10 protein-coding genes and 2 pseudogenes are annotated in these 15,942 nt (G+C 30.0%); 8 read left to right on the forward strand and 4 right to left on the reverse strand.

Going from position 1 to position 15,942, the window contains the following annotated elements:
- The first annotated feature begins 2 nt into the window (after positions 1-2).
- On the forward strand, positions 3-1,094 hold the full coding sequence (locus AXK38_05550) for a hypothetical protein (protein ID AMH88738.1): 1,092 nt from the start codon (positions 3-5) through the stop codon (positions 1,092-1,094).
- Positions 1,095-1,505: 411 nt separating this feature from the next.
- Here AXK38_05550 and AXK38_05555 read toward each other — a convergent pair whose 3' ends face one another.
- Positions 1,506-2,402 (reverse strand): integrase, encoded by an 897-nt coding sequence (locus AXK38_05555; protein AMH88739.1) that lies wholly within the window; start codon positions 2,400-2,402, stop codon positions 1,506-1,508.
- Between the two features lie 90 nt (positions 2,403-2,492).
- On the opposite strand from AXK38_05555, the gene AXK38_05560 reads away from it, so the two are divergent.
- The gene (locus AXK38_05560) at positions 2,493-3,071 is read left to right on the forward strand and encodes a hypothetical protein (protein ID AMH88740.1); all 579 of its coding nucleotides are present in this window, start codon (positions 2,493-2,495) and stop codon (positions 3,069-3,071) included.
- Here AXK38_05560 and AXK38_05565 read toward each other — a convergent pair whose 3' ends face one another.
- Positions 3,072-4,319: a hypothetical protein gene (locus AXK38_05565; protein AMH88741.1), complete on the reverse strand. Its 1,248-nt coding sequence runs from the start codon at positions 4,317-4,319 to the stop codon at positions 3,072-3,074.
- A 1,070-nt stretch (positions 4,320-5,389) separates the two neighbouring features.
- Here AXK38_05565 and AXK38_05570 point away from each other — a divergent pair.
- Positions 5,390-8,344: a Lanthionine synthetase C family protein gene (locus AXK38_05570; protein ID AMH88742.1), complete on the forward strand. Its 2,955-nt coding sequence runs from the start codon at positions 5,390-5,392 to the stop codon at positions 8,342-8,344.
- 1,770 nt (positions 8,345-10,114) lie between these two features.
- The gene (locus AXK38_05575; GenBank protein AMH89642.1) at positions 10,115-10,762 is read left to right on the forward strand and encodes an ABC transporter ATP-binding protein; all 648 of its coding nucleotides are present in this window, start codon (positions 10,115-10,117) and stop codon (positions 10,760-10,762) included.
- A gap of 202 nt (positions 10,763-10,964) precedes the next feature.
- Here the strand turns inward: AXK38_05575 and AXK38_05580 are convergent.
- Both AXK38_05580 and AXK38_05585 read right to left on the reverse strand, forming a co-directional pair.
- Positions 10,965-11,125 (reverse strand): annotated as a pseudogene (locus tag AXK38_05580) (hypothetical protein).
- Between the two features lie 54 nt (positions 11,126-11,179).
- Positions 11,180-11,559: pseudogene (locus AXK38_05585) on the reverse strand (hypothetical protein).
- 75 nt (positions 11,560-11,634) lie between these two features.
- On the opposite strand from AXK38_05585, the gene AXK38_05590 reads away from it, so the two are divergent.
- From AXK38_05590 to AXK38_05605, 4 genes are all read left to right on the forward strand, one after another.
- Positions 11,635-11,814, forward strand: coding sequence for a lantibiotic salivaricin M precursor (locus tag AXK38_05590; GenBank protein AMH88743.1), 180 nt, complete (start codon positions 11,635-11,637; stop codon positions 11,812-11,814).
- 660 nt (positions 11,815-12,474) lie between these two features.
- Positions 12,475-12,882: a transposase gene (locus AXK38_05595; GenBank protein ID AMH88744.1), complete on the forward strand. Its 408-nt coding sequence runs from the start codon at positions 12,475-12,477 to the stop codon at positions 12,880-12,882.
- A 247-nt stretch (positions 12,883-13,129) separates the two neighbouring features.
- On the forward strand, positions 13,130-13,864 hold the full coding sequence (locus tag AXK38_05600; GenBank protein AMH88745.1) for a bacitracin ABC transporter ATP-binding protein: 735 nt from the start codon (positions 13,130-13,132) through the stop codon (positions 13,862-13,864).
- A gap of 10 nt (positions 13,865-13,874) precedes the next feature.
- Entirely contained in the window at positions 13,875-15,893 is a 2,019-nt protein-coding gene (locus AXK38_05605; GenBank protein AMH88746.1) for an ABC transporter permease, read from the forward strand.
- The last annotated feature ends 49 nt before the right edge of the window (positions 15,894-15,942 follow it).

The raw sequence follows: 15,942 nt of genomic DNA on the forward strand, positions 1-15,942 counted from the left end.
TTATGAAGAAGTATTTATTACAATCTTTATTAGTTAGTACCGTAGCGTTAGTTACCATTAGTCCGAATCTTGTTTTGGCTGAGAGTACTGAAACAAAATTTTCTGATACAGTGCCATCAGCCTTAAATTTAGAACCAGCTGTTACAGAAAACACTAGAGAATCTTTAACTGAACAAAAGTCTAGCGATAGAGAAAATGAAAGTAACGTTCAGCAATCGACGAAGGAAATTACTAAGAAAGAAACTGATAACGTGAACTCAGTAACATCTGAAGAATACGCTTCAAATGTGTCTGATTTTAATAAAATTAGTATTGCTGAAGTTCGTCAGATATTCACTTCAGAAGATTCGGAACATACTTTATATTTTGGAAGAGGGACATGTTATCATTGTCGTGAATTTTCTGGAGTATTGAAAGAGTTTAATATGCTGATTGATAAAAAGTTAGAATATTACGATATAGATGGTGAGGATTTTGATGATTCTGCTAAAGAGTTCATTTTTAAAACAATCGGTATTCCTGGAACGCCAACAATTATTTATTTTAAAAATGGTAAAACTATTTCTGGTTGGGTTGGTGGAGGAATAACTGCACAACAACTTTACGATTATCTCTATTTTGGAAAAACTGATGAGAAGCCGAAAAGAGAATTTGAAAATGATAATAAAAATATTATAAATCCAGAGAATTCAATGCAAACTATGGATATTAAAGAGGATACAGTCAAGATTAAAACAATTGCAAATCAAATCCCTAAAGATATTCCACTCTCTGACGAAAATTTACAGAAAAAGATTTTAGTTAAATCACAAGATACTTTTGGAAAGACTATTGAAAATATAGAGGATAATTCTAAAGATAGTGTGGTTGGTGTTAAAAATCAGGAGAATCCTGAACTACTTTACAGTAAATTTAATGAATATAAATCAGATTTTATAGCATCAACTAATTTTAAAAAAATAGAATCGGAAGTAAAAAATTTACCCCAAACAGGAGAAGAACAATCGATTAACTTTGTTCGTTTAGGAATCGCCTTATTTATTACTGGAATTTTTATAATAAGTAGTCATTTAAATACTAAAAATGAAGTATAAGATCATAAGAGTATAGTAACCTACTGGAAATAGATTACATTAGATATTTATGAGAAACAGTGTAGATAATCTTTTTACCAAGTTTTAAAAATAAAAATAAGTAAATAAATTGAGAAATTTACCTAAGTAGGATATAGATTTCTCAATTTATTTTATTGTGGGAGGATTTGATTCGCTTCTACAGTAATTAAGTTCATTTATCAATCTCTTTTTATTATATTTAAGGATATTTGAAAGATGTATTTTAGAAAAACAATTATGGAGTTCTTAATACAGAATATAGTATAAATGCTGATTCAAAGTGAAGTTTTCTAAGTTTTTTGATTTTGCTGAGTATAAAATCTATTAACTAAGATTGAACTATAAAAATTAATTTGAGATGAAGTGAATTATAGACATTGGAGATGTCTCTTACTCGATTTCAGAATGAATCGCTGATACAGGATTAAAAGAACTAAGTATTTCTTTTTGTTTTGAATGAGATACGTGAGTATAGATTTGTGTTATTGATATAGAACTATGTCCAAGAATTTGTTGAATGTATCGAATATCTACATCATTATCTAGAAGCATTGTCGCAAAGCTATGTCTAAACATATGTGGTGTAATAGTTCTACATAAGCTGTTTTGTTCAACTATTCTCTTTAAAATTAAACGTACACTTTGCTCTGATAATGGTTTAAGTGAATGTTTACCTGGAAACAGGAAATCATTGGTTTCATTTCTTGTTTTATTTATATATGTTTCTAATAAATTGAATGTTTTTTGATCTCCTAAAAATAGGATACGTTCTTTCTTACCCTTTCCTATAATATGGAGTGTCTTATTTGAAAGATTAATATCTTTGAGATGAATGTGGCAAAGTTCAGAAATTCTGATGCCTGTTGAAAGTAAAAGTGAAATAATTAGTAGATTTCTTTCAGCGTGTTGTTTTTGATAATCAGTTTTAGATAGAACTATTCTCTGCTCTAAATATGAAAAAATACTTTTCAAAATGTCATACGGAATCGTTTTAGGCAATACTTTTTCAGTTCTAAATTGAAAGCGCAATTGATTGAAGGGATTCTCTTCAATTATGTTCTGGTATTTTAGATAGTTATAAAACACCTTCATACAAGCAATTTTTCTTCTTAATGTATTCGTTTTTAAGTTAGATTGTGTCAACTGTTCTATATAGGATTCGACATTATCATAGTCTGAGTTATAAAATTGCATAAGATCATTCTTATAAGCGCGAATCGTGTGCGAACTCAAACGCTTATGAGTTTTGCAATAATCTAAGTAAGTAGAAATAAGTTTATAATCCATAAAAATCTCCTTTATCAATAATCATGCTATTATAAACTTATTTGGGTGCTTTGTATAGTGATAATAAATTGTTATCGGTAGGAGAAATTTATGGGAAATAGTGATAAAATAAAAATTTTTTTGAGTAGACCTAATCCGTTTACTGAAAACCAAGATTTTTTTATCGATGAAATTGTATCGTTATTAAAAAGACATAATTTCGAATGTATTACATTACAAGCTGCAGAATATACTCCATATGAAGTTATGGTATCACTACGTGAGATGATACAAAGAAGCTATGGCATGGTTATTTTAGCAGTTGGTCAAACATATATATCTGAAGGAATTCGTAAAAAAGATGCTGAGGATAATCCTAGATTTTTCGAATCAAAAGAAATCCACTTAGAAAATAAGTGGATTACTAGTGTGTATTGTCAGATTGAAGGAATATTAGCATTAACTTTTGATCTGCCTATATTGACAATTCCTCAGGAAAAATTGACAAGAGAAGGTATTTTACATCAGGGTGAATACTCAATTACATCACCTGAATTTACCTTAGACTCAAAGGAAAAAATTCTTCAATTTGTAGAATCCTCTGAGTTTAGAAAAAGTTTTGATAAATGGAAACAAATGGTTATAGAAAAATATGAATTCATCAAAGGGGGAGAATTAGGTTATAAATAGTTAGTCCATAAGCTTTAACTTAATTCTTTCTAAATCTTCCCTTAAGAGCTTTCTTCCCTCATTTATAGTATTACTTTGTCTCTTGGTTTCGCCATAAACTTTGTCCGATAATGTTTCAATAATTCCGGAAATATATAGAAGCTCTTCTCGGTTAGATTGTAACCAGATATCATCATACATACTAGATTTTCTAATCAAATTTTCTAATGAACCTAATATAATTTTTGCTGTATACTTTGCAGTATAGTAGTGTTCTTTTAAAACTTCGGTATCTGTTTCAACACTTACAATTTTTAACAACGTAGCACAATAATTTCTAGCACAGTATATATTGTTATCTTCAAAATTCATACCCAATCTATAGTAATTTATAGCTGACAATAAATCTCTTTTATCATTTGTAATATAAAATATTCGTAAAAATATCGCACCATATATTCCTAAAATTTTATGGTAAGTAGTGTTGTTTATATCAAGATAAGTATTAATTTTTCTCTGTGCTTCTCTCAAATTATCTAAGGATTTTTCATCTTTTTTATATGCTGATAACAAGTAGCCCGCTAAAATTTCATCATCGACATACCCTTTTTCTAAAAGTTCTTTATATAAATTTTCTGCTGTTACATACTCTTCGGCATCTTTAAATTTTTTTGCTATTCTTGCTAGGTCCATAAAGGAATTTTGAGATGTTTCTATAGAAATATTATTACTTTCCTCCATAGAATTATTTCTTTCGACAATTGTATATAAGTTATTTTCAAATACCGGACTATCTATAAATCTTTCGTCACTATTTATTGCAGAAGTAATGTACTCTGTGAGTATATCTTTCACTCGAACAACTTCATCAAGTTCATTCACTTTGTCAGAATCATATCTAATTTGAGGTAGGTGAGAAATATCAAAAAAATTAATTTTAGCAGTATGATTATCACATAGGATAATTGTAGATTTAGGTCTCATTGCATGGCGCAGTCCTAATTCATAAATTGCATTTTGATTTAACGTAGTAATGTCAGCAATAACAATATCAGCTTTGAATATACCTTCAATAAATGTTTTTGTAATATTTTGAGTTGTATATACCTCATCAGCTCTAAATCTATTCTCTCCATGAATTGAAGTTAACTCTTTATTTAAAATAACAGGTTTAATAATATTTGAGTATACAGCATTTAAATCAACCTCAATATTTGTATTTGGAATTTTTTTTGTGTTAAATCCCATTACAACAAAACAACTAGTCATTTTTTTACCTCTCCTACCGATAACAATTTATTATCACTAGTATACCATAAATTCATCTTCAGTAGCTTGAATTGTATAATGTATTTTTACTTAACATTAAATAGCAAACTCTGATATTGGTCAACTATAGCTTAAAACACTGTTTTAAAATTATATCTAATACTTTTGAGTCAATTACAAACTTACAACAACGAGATATTTATATAGTCTGAAGAAAATAAGTACAAATTTATTAGAAAATCGAGATTTCATAGGATTAGCACGAAAAATTTCAATTTTAGAACTATATCCTCTAATGAATTTGAATCAGTCTTTTTTAAAATTCTAAATGATATGATAGTATTTTCAAGTAAAAAGAAATTGCCCTGATTGGAGACCATATCAAATCTTTACGAAAGACACATGACATGACACAACCAGAATTTGCATGAATTGGGGGTATTTCACGTAATAGCCTTAGTAGTTACTAGAACGGTACAAGTCCACTTTCAACTGAGCTGATAGATGCTATTTGCTAGAAGTTCAACGTATCCTATGTCGATATTGTGGGGAAAGAAGAAACGTTGAATCCAGTTGAAGATTATGAATTAACTTTAAATATGGAGATTGTTAAGAAATGTGGAACAAAGTCTCCTATCTTGTCTCTATCGTTATCAAGACATTCCCTTTGATGATGAGAGAAATGATGAGTTAGTGCATGAACTGACAGAGTCTGAGTTGAGAATCAATGTTTTGTGAAAAAGAATATCAATATTAAATCAAGTAGCAGAATATTTACTGATTTCAGTTGAAAACAAGCAAGAAAAGAAGTTGAAGCTTTCAAAATTGAATATAACTGATAAAATTGGCATTGATGTTGTTGAAAAGGAGTTGAATAAATTAGATATCCAGATATAATTAGAAAGCGATAGCTATGAAAAAATTGTATTTAAGATGGATAAGTTTATAAATCAATTAAATAAAGAAAAGTTTGTATATCAAAAGAGGAGAGATATTTAAAAAGTGCATATATTACTCATTTAAAATATTTTAAAATATGTTAACATCATAGAAACAAGGAGGAATTTATTATGTCTAATATATCTAAAAAATGGCTGAAATTATTTAGTGATAATATTAGTGATGAGGAACAGTTGGATCGGTTTTTGACTTCTAATACAGAAAATAATCTCCAAGAGTGGGAGAGGAAACATAAACAGTATGAACAACTAGGGAGAGAATACATTGCTCAACAACTGAGTGATAATTCTTGGAAATCATACGAAACTAGTGAAAATTTAAAAATTAGAATTCATTGGTTATCTTTATTTAAGCCACTTTGTTACAAGTATATAAATAGATTATCTATGTACTTAAATAGCATAGTTTCTGTTGAGAATAAAGAAAAGTTTTTGATTGAAATAGAGTCAATGTTTTTTGAAATGTGTATGAATATTAGTTATCGTACTGTTGTATTAGAAATTAATGATTTAAGACGTTCATCACGTTTAATAGGAGATGATTCTAAAAAACGTTACAACTTTTTTATAGACACTTTATTAAAAAGCAGAGATTATATATTGGAGTTTTATCAGAAATATCCAGTATTGTATGAATTATTAGATAGGAAACTTTTAAATATATCTGATTATGTGAAAGAAATAATTACAAATTTTGAAATGAATTTATCAGATATAGAAAAATATTTTGGATTTGAAAATTTAAAATTATCTAATATAAAATTTAATGCAGGAGACACTCATTCTAACGGTAAGAGTGTTTGTATTTTAGAACTGAATAATAAGAGGAAGATAATTTATAAACCAAGAAATATGTCTGTAGACGTCAACTTAGATTTATTTTCTAAAGAATTTTCATCACAATTCAGTCTACCAAATGTTTTATTTCTTCCTCGAACACTAAGTAAAAGTAGTTATAGTTTTGTCGAATTTGTAGAAGTAAAAGAATGTAACTCACGTCATGATGTAGAAATGTACTACGAAAACATAGGAATGCTTTTGGCTTTTTTGCATATATTTGGTGCAAAAGACTATCATGGCGAGAATATTTTATCGTGTGAATCATATCCATACTTAATTGATAATGAAACTATTTTACATTTTAGTGAGAAGGAAAGTATAGATTCCAGTATCCAGAAAATGTATGATGTAGTAGCTGACTCTGTTTATAGCGTGGGTATCTTACCTATGACTCTCTATTCTGTAAATAATGATAAAGGAATGGAAGTTGGAGCATTAAATTCAGGAGAAAAAAGGGAATCTCCTTACCAAACACATCAATTAACTAATATTGGTACAGATGAAATTAGAATTGAGAATGTATTTAAGGAGATAGAAGATTTCCCAAGTACTGTAAGATATATGGGGAAGACTGTATCGTGTAAAGAATATAGAGAAAATGTTTTGTATGGATTTGAATTAATTTACAGGATCATTCTAAAAAATAGGAACAAAGTTCAAAAAATGATTATGAAGTACTTTGAAAATTGTGAGACAAGATATATTTATAGAAATACAAATATATATGTTCAGTTTTTAGAAACAAGCCATCATCCAGATTTATTAAGAAATAAATATGATTTCGAAATGTATATGCTTAGAATGTTAGAATATGGTAATGTTGACAATGAGTTTGATAAAAGTATGATTAAAGATGAAATTAATCAACTTAGAAAAGGAGATGTACCAATTTTTTACACTAGTTCATCTAGTAATGAGATTTATAATGGACTTCATTCTCTAATATATTCTTTGGAGGGAGATAACATCATTAAAAATGTATCAAAGAGAATATGTAGTCTATCAGAAGAAAATTTGCTTCGTCAACAAAGAATTATAAATATGGCTTTTATGGGAAGCGAATTATTTATAAAAAATAAGAAACTTAAAGGAAGAAAGATATTAAAAAAATTAAGTTCAAATATTATTGAACGTATTTTATCTGCGAAACTAGAATTCAATGATGAAATTAGTTGGTTAAATATGTTGGCCATGAATAAAAATTATGAAATTTCACCAATGGATTATAATTTATATGGTGGTACATCAGGTATGATTTTAGGAATTAGTAGTATACAGGATGACAGACTAGAATCAATTTTACGAGGTGTTATAGACTATACCAATAATTACATTGAAAATTGCCAGGGGAATTTCCCTCTTTCTAAATTAGGAGCTTTTACTGGTATTTACGGCTATTTGTATGTTACATGTGTGCTAAGACAGAAAGGAATAAAGACAGTTGACAATTCAGAAGAGTTTATATATAACATCTTGCTATCCACGTATAATGATGTTAGAAAATTTGATAATCTAGATATTATAGGGGGTCTTGCAGGAATTCTGGCTGTACTTGTAAAAATCGAAGAAGTTATGGTGCATAGTTCTAAAGTTGTACAATTAGCACATGTGATGTCTGAAGAAATTGTAGAGAAATTAATTGAAGTATATAAGAAACAAGGATATTGGATGGAAAATGACCCAGGATATGCACATGGAAACTATGGAGTTATTACACAATTGTTCAAATATTCTAAATTGTGTAATGAAGAATCGATAGAGAAGAATAACATAATATTTTGCATACAAGATTATTTGAATAAAGAGCGTTTGCAGTTAAAAACGGATAAGATTGTACCTTTAAGAAAAAATGCTAAGTACTATTCTTGGTGTAATGGAATTGTAGGAATCGTACAGGCTAAACACTATCTCATGGTAAATGAATTTCCAGATCAATATTTAGAAGAAGAAGTCCGATATTATGCAACTGAAATATTGAATCAAAGATTAAATATAGAAAATTCTATCTGTCATGGAAATGTAGGCAATTTGACAATTATTTCTTCTATTATAGGAGATAATTCTGAAATAAATAAAAAAATATTGTCCGAGAGTGAATTATATCTGCTGGATAAATTAACTTATGATTGTGATGATTGGGGAATTCTTACAGGAGAACTGGGAATATTGATGGCTAATTATGAGACTGGAAGAGCAATGTTGAACAATGTACTACTTCTAAACTAAAATTGAGGTAGAGGGACGTAAAACCTCTCACGATGAGTGAGTATTTTCGAATAGGTTGATATGATCTTCTGACAGTTGTATAATTCTCCAAAAATATCTTATCGTCAATACAGAAGTTATACGACGTATGCAACTGAGTGACTAACAGTTTTATAAGTTTTAGGATTCGAAAGTCGAAGAACTAACTCATAGTTATTTCTTCGACTCTGTCATGCCAATAAAATTTTAAATAATTGAATTAAAAATTGATATTTTAGAATTCTTATTATTTTATATTAATAGGAGATAAGTATGAAAAATAAAGTTCCTTTTATTGAACAACATCAAAAAACAGAGTGTGGTTTATGTTGTGTTGCGATGGTATCAAGCTATTATAATCATGAAATCTCTGTAAAAGATTTAAGAAGTATTAAAGAAACAGGTAGAGATGGTACAAGTTTTCAGAATTTAATTGAACTTTTAGAGGGGATGGGATTTGTTATTAAATCATTTCGTTTCCCAAAAGATAGAATGGATACTTTCAAAAAGATAAAAACTCCAGCTATTGCATTATGGGAAAGTAAACATTTTATTGTAATAGAGAGAGTAACATCTAAGTTTGTATGGGTAGCTGACCCAGAACTTGGGAAATTAAAGTATAGTTTCAGTGAATTCTCAGAAGGATTCTCGGAATATCTTATTAGTGTTATGAGTAGTGATAAAGTAACAAAACAAAAATCTAGGGAGAATTATAGTATAGTTTATAGACAATTATGGCAATCTTGGAATTATTTTATACCACTATTGTTAGTGACATTAGCAAGTTATACAGTTAGTTTTGTTTTACCAATTTGGTTGCAACAAGTTTTCAACCAAGTTTCTACAGGAGTTAGTATAAACCAATCGAATATTGTCATTAATTTCGTTATATTTACATTTCTATATTTTGCAATTATGTTTGGGCAACGCTATCTTTCTATTAATTTGACAAATGATATAGATAAAAGGTTGAATATTAATGTGATTAGAAGTTTATTTGGGCTACCATATAAATTCTTTTCTACGAGAAGCAGTGGCGATTTAATTTATTCTATAAATGGTTTGACAAGAATTAGACAGTTATTCACTAATCAAGTAGTTCTAGGTGTGTTGGATGTTGGATTGGGAGTTTTTATCCTAATTTATTTCTCATACATAAATTTTTCTATTGCAGTCTTAGCATTATTACTACTGTTAATAAATTTATTATTGTTGCTAGTTACTAGACAGAACATCGAACAAAAGAATAAATCATTTGTAATTTCCCAAAACAATCTTCAGAATAAACAAATTGAGATGATTTATTCTATGATGGGAATAAAAATGGAAGGTTTTGAAGAACAAACATATAAGCAGTGGAAGGAATATTTCGATAAATGTTTACATAGGTATAAATACAGTGAGATGTTTTCAGGATTGGTAAATTCATTATTTACAATAATCACTTTTATATCACCGTTTATTTTATTAATAGTTACATTATTGCCACACCCTCAATTAGAAAATCCATTAGGGGGGATGTTTGTGATATACTCTTTATCAACTGTATTATTTAGTAAAGTGAATAGTATCTTTGATACTATTGTAGCATTTTATAATAGTAAGACGTTTTTATCTCGTATTGTAGAAATTTTAGAGGAGGAATACGAAGTAAATGGCAATATTAAACATGATTTGAATGGATCTATTTCACTAAAAAATGTATCATTTTCATATACTAAAGACAGTAAAAGAGTTTTATCGAATATTAATATTGAAATTCATAAAGGAGAAAAAATAGCAATCGTAGGTACATCAGGTTCTGGGAAAAGCACACTTTCAAAATTGTTGATAGGCTTATTTCCTGCAACTACTGGAAAAATTTTCTTTGATAACTTTGAATATTATAGTCTAGATAAACAGTATTTAAGACAACAAATTGGTATTGTTCCACAAGATATGACACTATTTAATAAGACGATATTTGAAAATATCGCTGGAAGTTCGTCTGTATCACAAGAAAAAATGGAAGAAGTGTGTAAGTTGGTGAATATTCATGATGATATTATGGAGATGCCTATGGGGTACAATACGTTAGTATCAGAGATGGGGATGAATTTATCTGGAGGTCAAAGGCAGAGAATAATCTTAGCTCGAGCACTTATAAAAAAACCTAAAATAATATTATTGGATGAGGCGACAAGTTATTTAGATAATGTTAATGAGAAAGAAATTATGCAAAAATTTAAAGAACAGAACATTACGATTGTGGTAATTGCACATCGGCTATCTACAATTATTGATTCAGATAAAATTTTTGTGATGGAAAAAGGAAAAATTATAGAGCAGGGAAACCATCAAGAATTACTGCAAGGAGAAAGAGGGCTTTATCGAAAATTATATCAATTGGATAATTCATAGCTTTTATTGATATAAAGTTATTATTGAGTAGAAAAATAGAGAAATCAGCTATAATTCATATTTAGATAACTTTAGCTTGATTTTACTATTAATTTTATAATAGTTGAATTTATGTTATTATAGTGTAATCGTCCAATAACGAAGTATATTAAAAAATCTCCAGACTAGAGAACTCACTGATAGTTCCTAATCTGGAGATTTCTTATTTGCACTTTTCTGGTACAACTTTTGTCCATGGTAAATAATCCTCTAAAAGCTCTTTGTTTACGAGATTCTACTCGTTTAGAAGACATTCTAGAAGATAGGATATATATATTTCTCACTATTTAATTGATGGCGTTTAGCTGTTTCCAACAAGCTCATAATAAAAGCTGTTGCTTTAGCTCCTTCAAAACTTTGAGAAAACAACCAATTTTTACGTACCATAACCAATGATTTAATGGTGTGTTCAGCTAGATTATTGGAAAGGACGAGATGCCTGTCTTTCCAAATTATCTTAAAGGTTTCTTCATACTTGAGACTTTATTCAATTGCCCGTCCTAGTTTTGAACCAGGTAAAATTGACTGCCGTAGGCACCAAGCAAAGAAGTATTCCATTAAGGGTTGGAGATCTTCTTGACGTTTCTGTAAGCGTTCATCAACTGACAAGTCTTCCCAGTCTCTCTAAAGAAAATAACTGAATTACAATAAGCTAAACCTTTAGCACCTAACGATGATTTATCTGCCTGCTTAGAGTTTTTAATTTTAAAAAATATAGTTAATTTGAGAAACTTACAACTTTTGCACGATTTACTCATTACGTAGTTACGATTAAGTTGTATACTAATTATTGTAAAGATGATCATCTAAAGAAAAAAAGGAGGAATAAGCCTATGGCAAAGGATGCTGAACGTCCAGTGATTGATTCTCTAGACTTTGAAGTTGCCAACCAAGAACTTGCTGGGAAATCAGGTTCTGGTTGGTTTACAGCGATTCAGTTGACATTAGCAGGAAGATGTGGTCTATGCTTCACATGTTCTTATGAGTGTACTAGTAATAATGTTCACTGTTAGAAACTAAACATAGATGTTCCTTTATTTATTATTGACAATATACAATAAAAATGATATATTAAAAGAGGTAATGTAATGAAAAAAGAAGATTACGGTATTGATACTTTGGATTACGAAATTAATCATCAAGAACTTGGTGGGAAATCTGCTGCAGGTTTGCATACTGCTTTTATTTTGACCTTTCAGGGTCATTGCGGATGGTTATTTACATATTCCTTTGAATGTAGTACACCACATGTAAGTTGTGGTTAAAAGAGGTGAATTGTACCTTAAAGGAGGATAGAATGGAAGGAATTATTGGAACGCTTGAATTTTATGCTCCTGTACTTGTATTAGGAGTATTCATCATTGGTATTGTCTACTTTATGAAAAAACGTAATGATAAACAATAGTGTATAGATTGGTTTTATCACTATTATTTCTAACCAATGCTCTTGAGGAGTATTGGTTTTTATTATGTGACTTTCAGTCCGTCTCGCTCCTCTAGGTGCGAGACAAACAAACCATCTGGTGTGCGGGTGCGCGTCGAAGGTTATACCCCAAAAACTCCAAACGCGATACAATACAGGTGTTCAAGCCAATTGTAAAGCGAAAGGAGAAAATATGGCACAAAAGGCACATAGTTTATGACATACAAAGTGGCACTGTAAGTATCACATTGTGTTCACCCCTAAGTATAGACGAAAATTGATCTATAATCAATATCGAAGCAGTTTGGGAGAAATATTCCATCGATTATGTAGTTATAAAGGTATTGAAATTATCGAGGGTTACCTAATGCTAGACTATGTACATATGTTAGTCAGTATTTCACCGAGGATAAGTGTCGCAAGTTTCGTGGAATATTTAAAAGGTAAAAACACACTCATGATGTTTGATAAATACGCTAATCTCAAGTATAAGTTTGGGAATCGGCATTTCTGGGCGGAAGGTTATTATGTGAGTACGGTTGGACTCAATGAAGCCACAATTAAGAAGTGTATTCAAGAGCAGGAAAAGCATGATATAGCACTAGATAAATTGAGTGTAAAAGAATATGAGGATCCCTTTAGGGATAGTGGTAAGTAATACCAAAGCCTCTTTAAGAGACAAGTGACGAGTCGCTTGAACAACGTGAAAGCCAGCGTCTTTAGGCGCTGGCTGGTAATTTGGGCTTATAGCCCTGGTACAAACCACCCGTTTAACGGGTGGTCATGATTGTGCCCTAGAAAAAGACAAGAAGCCTCAATTACGACTCAATTCTGCACGAAATACTCATGAAATAGATTTTTCTACAAGCTATAATAATTATATAAAAGAAATGGAGGAAACGATAATGCCACAACTAGTAGTAACAGGTTTAAATAAGACATTTGGAGAAGGCGAAAGTTTAGTCTATGCCTTATCTGATATTTACCTTTCAGTAAATAAGGGTGAATTTTTAGCCATTATGGGGGCTAGTGGTAGTGGAAAGACAACTTTATTGAATTGTATATCTACTATTGATAAACCTGATTCGGGCAGTATTGTTTTTGAAGATTTTGATATGATTCAAGCAAAAGAAAGCCAATTAGCCGATTATCGCGCTAAGAATATCTCTTATATTTTTCAATCTTATAATCTGGTAGAGACCTTAACAGTTTATGAAAACGTAATTTTACCACTTCAAATTCAAGGAAAATCCATTAGAAAATATCAAAATAAAATCAATGATGTTTTGGGTAAATTAGCTATTCAAAATTTAAAAAATAAATTTCCAAATCAATTATCAGGTGGGCAACGTCAACGTGTCGCAACAGCTAGAGCGTTAATAGATGATTCCAAACTCTTGATTGCAGATGAACCGACAGGAGCTCTTGACTCTGCTAACTCAGAAAATCTCATGTCCCTCTTACAAGAAATTAATCGAATGTTTGAAATAACTATTCTACTTGTTACTCACGATCCTGCTGCTGCTAAATATTCGTCTCGAATGGTTCTTCTCAGTGATGGACAGATTATCGATGATATTGAGCGGAATGGACTATCAAACGACTTATACCTAGAAGAAATATACAGACGAACAAGATAGGAGGGGAGCTATGTACCCAAAGTTAATTTTACGCAATGTATTTAGAAACTTACAAACCTATACGATTTATTTTTTAAGTCTTGCTTTGATTTATAGTCTTTTGTACGCCTTTAATGCTCTTCCAAGTCATCCTGTCATGCAGAGCTTATCGGGTGCAAAAGAAATGTTGACGACAATCATGAGCCAGTACATGGGACTTATTTCATATTTGATACTCGGTACTGTCGCCTTTCTTATTGTTTACTCTACAAATTTTGTTTTAAGAAGACGACAAAAAGAGCTCGGGTTATATTCAACACTTGGAATGAAAAAATATCAAATTATCGGAACGCTATTCTTTGAAACGATGTTAGTAAATATCTTTGCTTTAGTTCTAGGATTAATTTTTGGGCTAATCTTACTTATTTTACTTGCTCACATTGCTTCTGAGTTTTTTATGGCAAATTATTTTGGAAATCTATTCTTTTTAGATCCTAAGTCACTCTCTCTGTTGGGCTATTCCTATGTGGTAACTAGTTTAATAGTTGGTTTAATGGACATTTTGAAATTTAGAAAGAAAACAATCATTAGCTTAATTCAAGAAAACGGCATTGAAAAATCACGAATTATTAAAGAAAATTCTATTTTACAATTGTTAATTTTCATTATTTCAAGTATTGTTATCATCTCTGGTAGTATTTATTTTTCTGATTATCATCACTTATCCATTTTGAAAAACTGGGGAGTTTTATTAGTATCTATTTTAGTGATCTTTGTCATTTTATTTTACAACACCTTAAGTAATTTCTTACTTGGAGTTGTTAAGAAAGTATCTTCATTCTATTATAATAAATTAAACTCATTTAAAATCCGCCAATTTTCCAAACAAGCGGACAGCAATTCTGTAACGCTAGCAGTACTATCTATGACCTTGACTTTGGCTCTTAGTTTACTAGTGTTTGGTGGCAGTTCATACACAACCATGAACCATGAGTTGAATCGTTATGCCCCTTATGATTTACAAGTCAATTTATATAGAGGTAATGAGTTTCATTATGGAAACGAGAGTGTAAAAGATAGATTACAAGCAGGCGGCTTTGATTTTGATGTCATAAAAGAAGAATATGTTTATTCAACTTTTACGAGTGATTTGACTTATAAAGATATAATAGATACTAGTCAGTTATGGGAGCACGATAAAGGGTTGCCTGATTCAAAAGTCCATATTTTAGGGATTTCAGCTTATAATCATCTAAGAAAACTACAAGGCAAAAAAGATATTGACTTAGCTGATGATGGCTATCTAGTAAATGCCAATTACAAAGGAACCATTAAACAAATCCAAGAATTTTTACTACAAACGAAAGATTTATCGATTGGCGGTTATTCTTTAAAATTGGCATCGTCCCAACCATTAGATACTGTTTATTTTCTTTCTTCAGTAGGATTAAATGATTCGGGGACTCTTATTGTACCAGATAAAGTTATTAAAGAATTGAACGAAGACTTTACAACTTATGTGGTTAAATATAAAGAAAATATTGATAAAAGAAAAATTGAAACATTTTTGAAAGAGTGGGTTGATAAGCATTACTTTACGGTGGATGGTGCAGAACTAAATGACTTCACTTATCAAAGTAAGGTGAGATTATCTGAGATTTATATAGGATTTATGGGAGTCATTGTACTAGTATTGATATTTATTAGTGTTGTGTTTATTATTATTTCACTTAGCATTTTATCTCTACAAATCTCAACTAGTGCACTAGACAGCATTAATGATTATCGTATCTTATATCTATTGGGAAATAAGAAAAAACAAAATAAGAAAATACTTATTCATCAAATTATAAGTTACTTCTTTGTTCCCTTGCTACTTGCTGTTCCATTAGCGGTTTCTCTAAGCAAGTCCTTATTAGGTTACTTTGAAAACTTTGCCAATACAACTATCACAATTGATGTGACCTATCTAGGAGTGGCAGCTCTCCTCTTTCTAATTTACTTAGTTATAACTTATAAAGCAAGTTGGCATATTCTCGATAAAAATTAGCATAAAACTAGGATACTGTTAAATAGTATTCTAGTTTTATGCTATACTA

The organism is Streptococcus mitis (genome assembly GCA_001560895.1).
Lineage (GTDB): Bacteria > Bacillota > Bacilli > Lactobacillales > Streptococcaceae > Streptococcus > Streptococcus mitis_Q.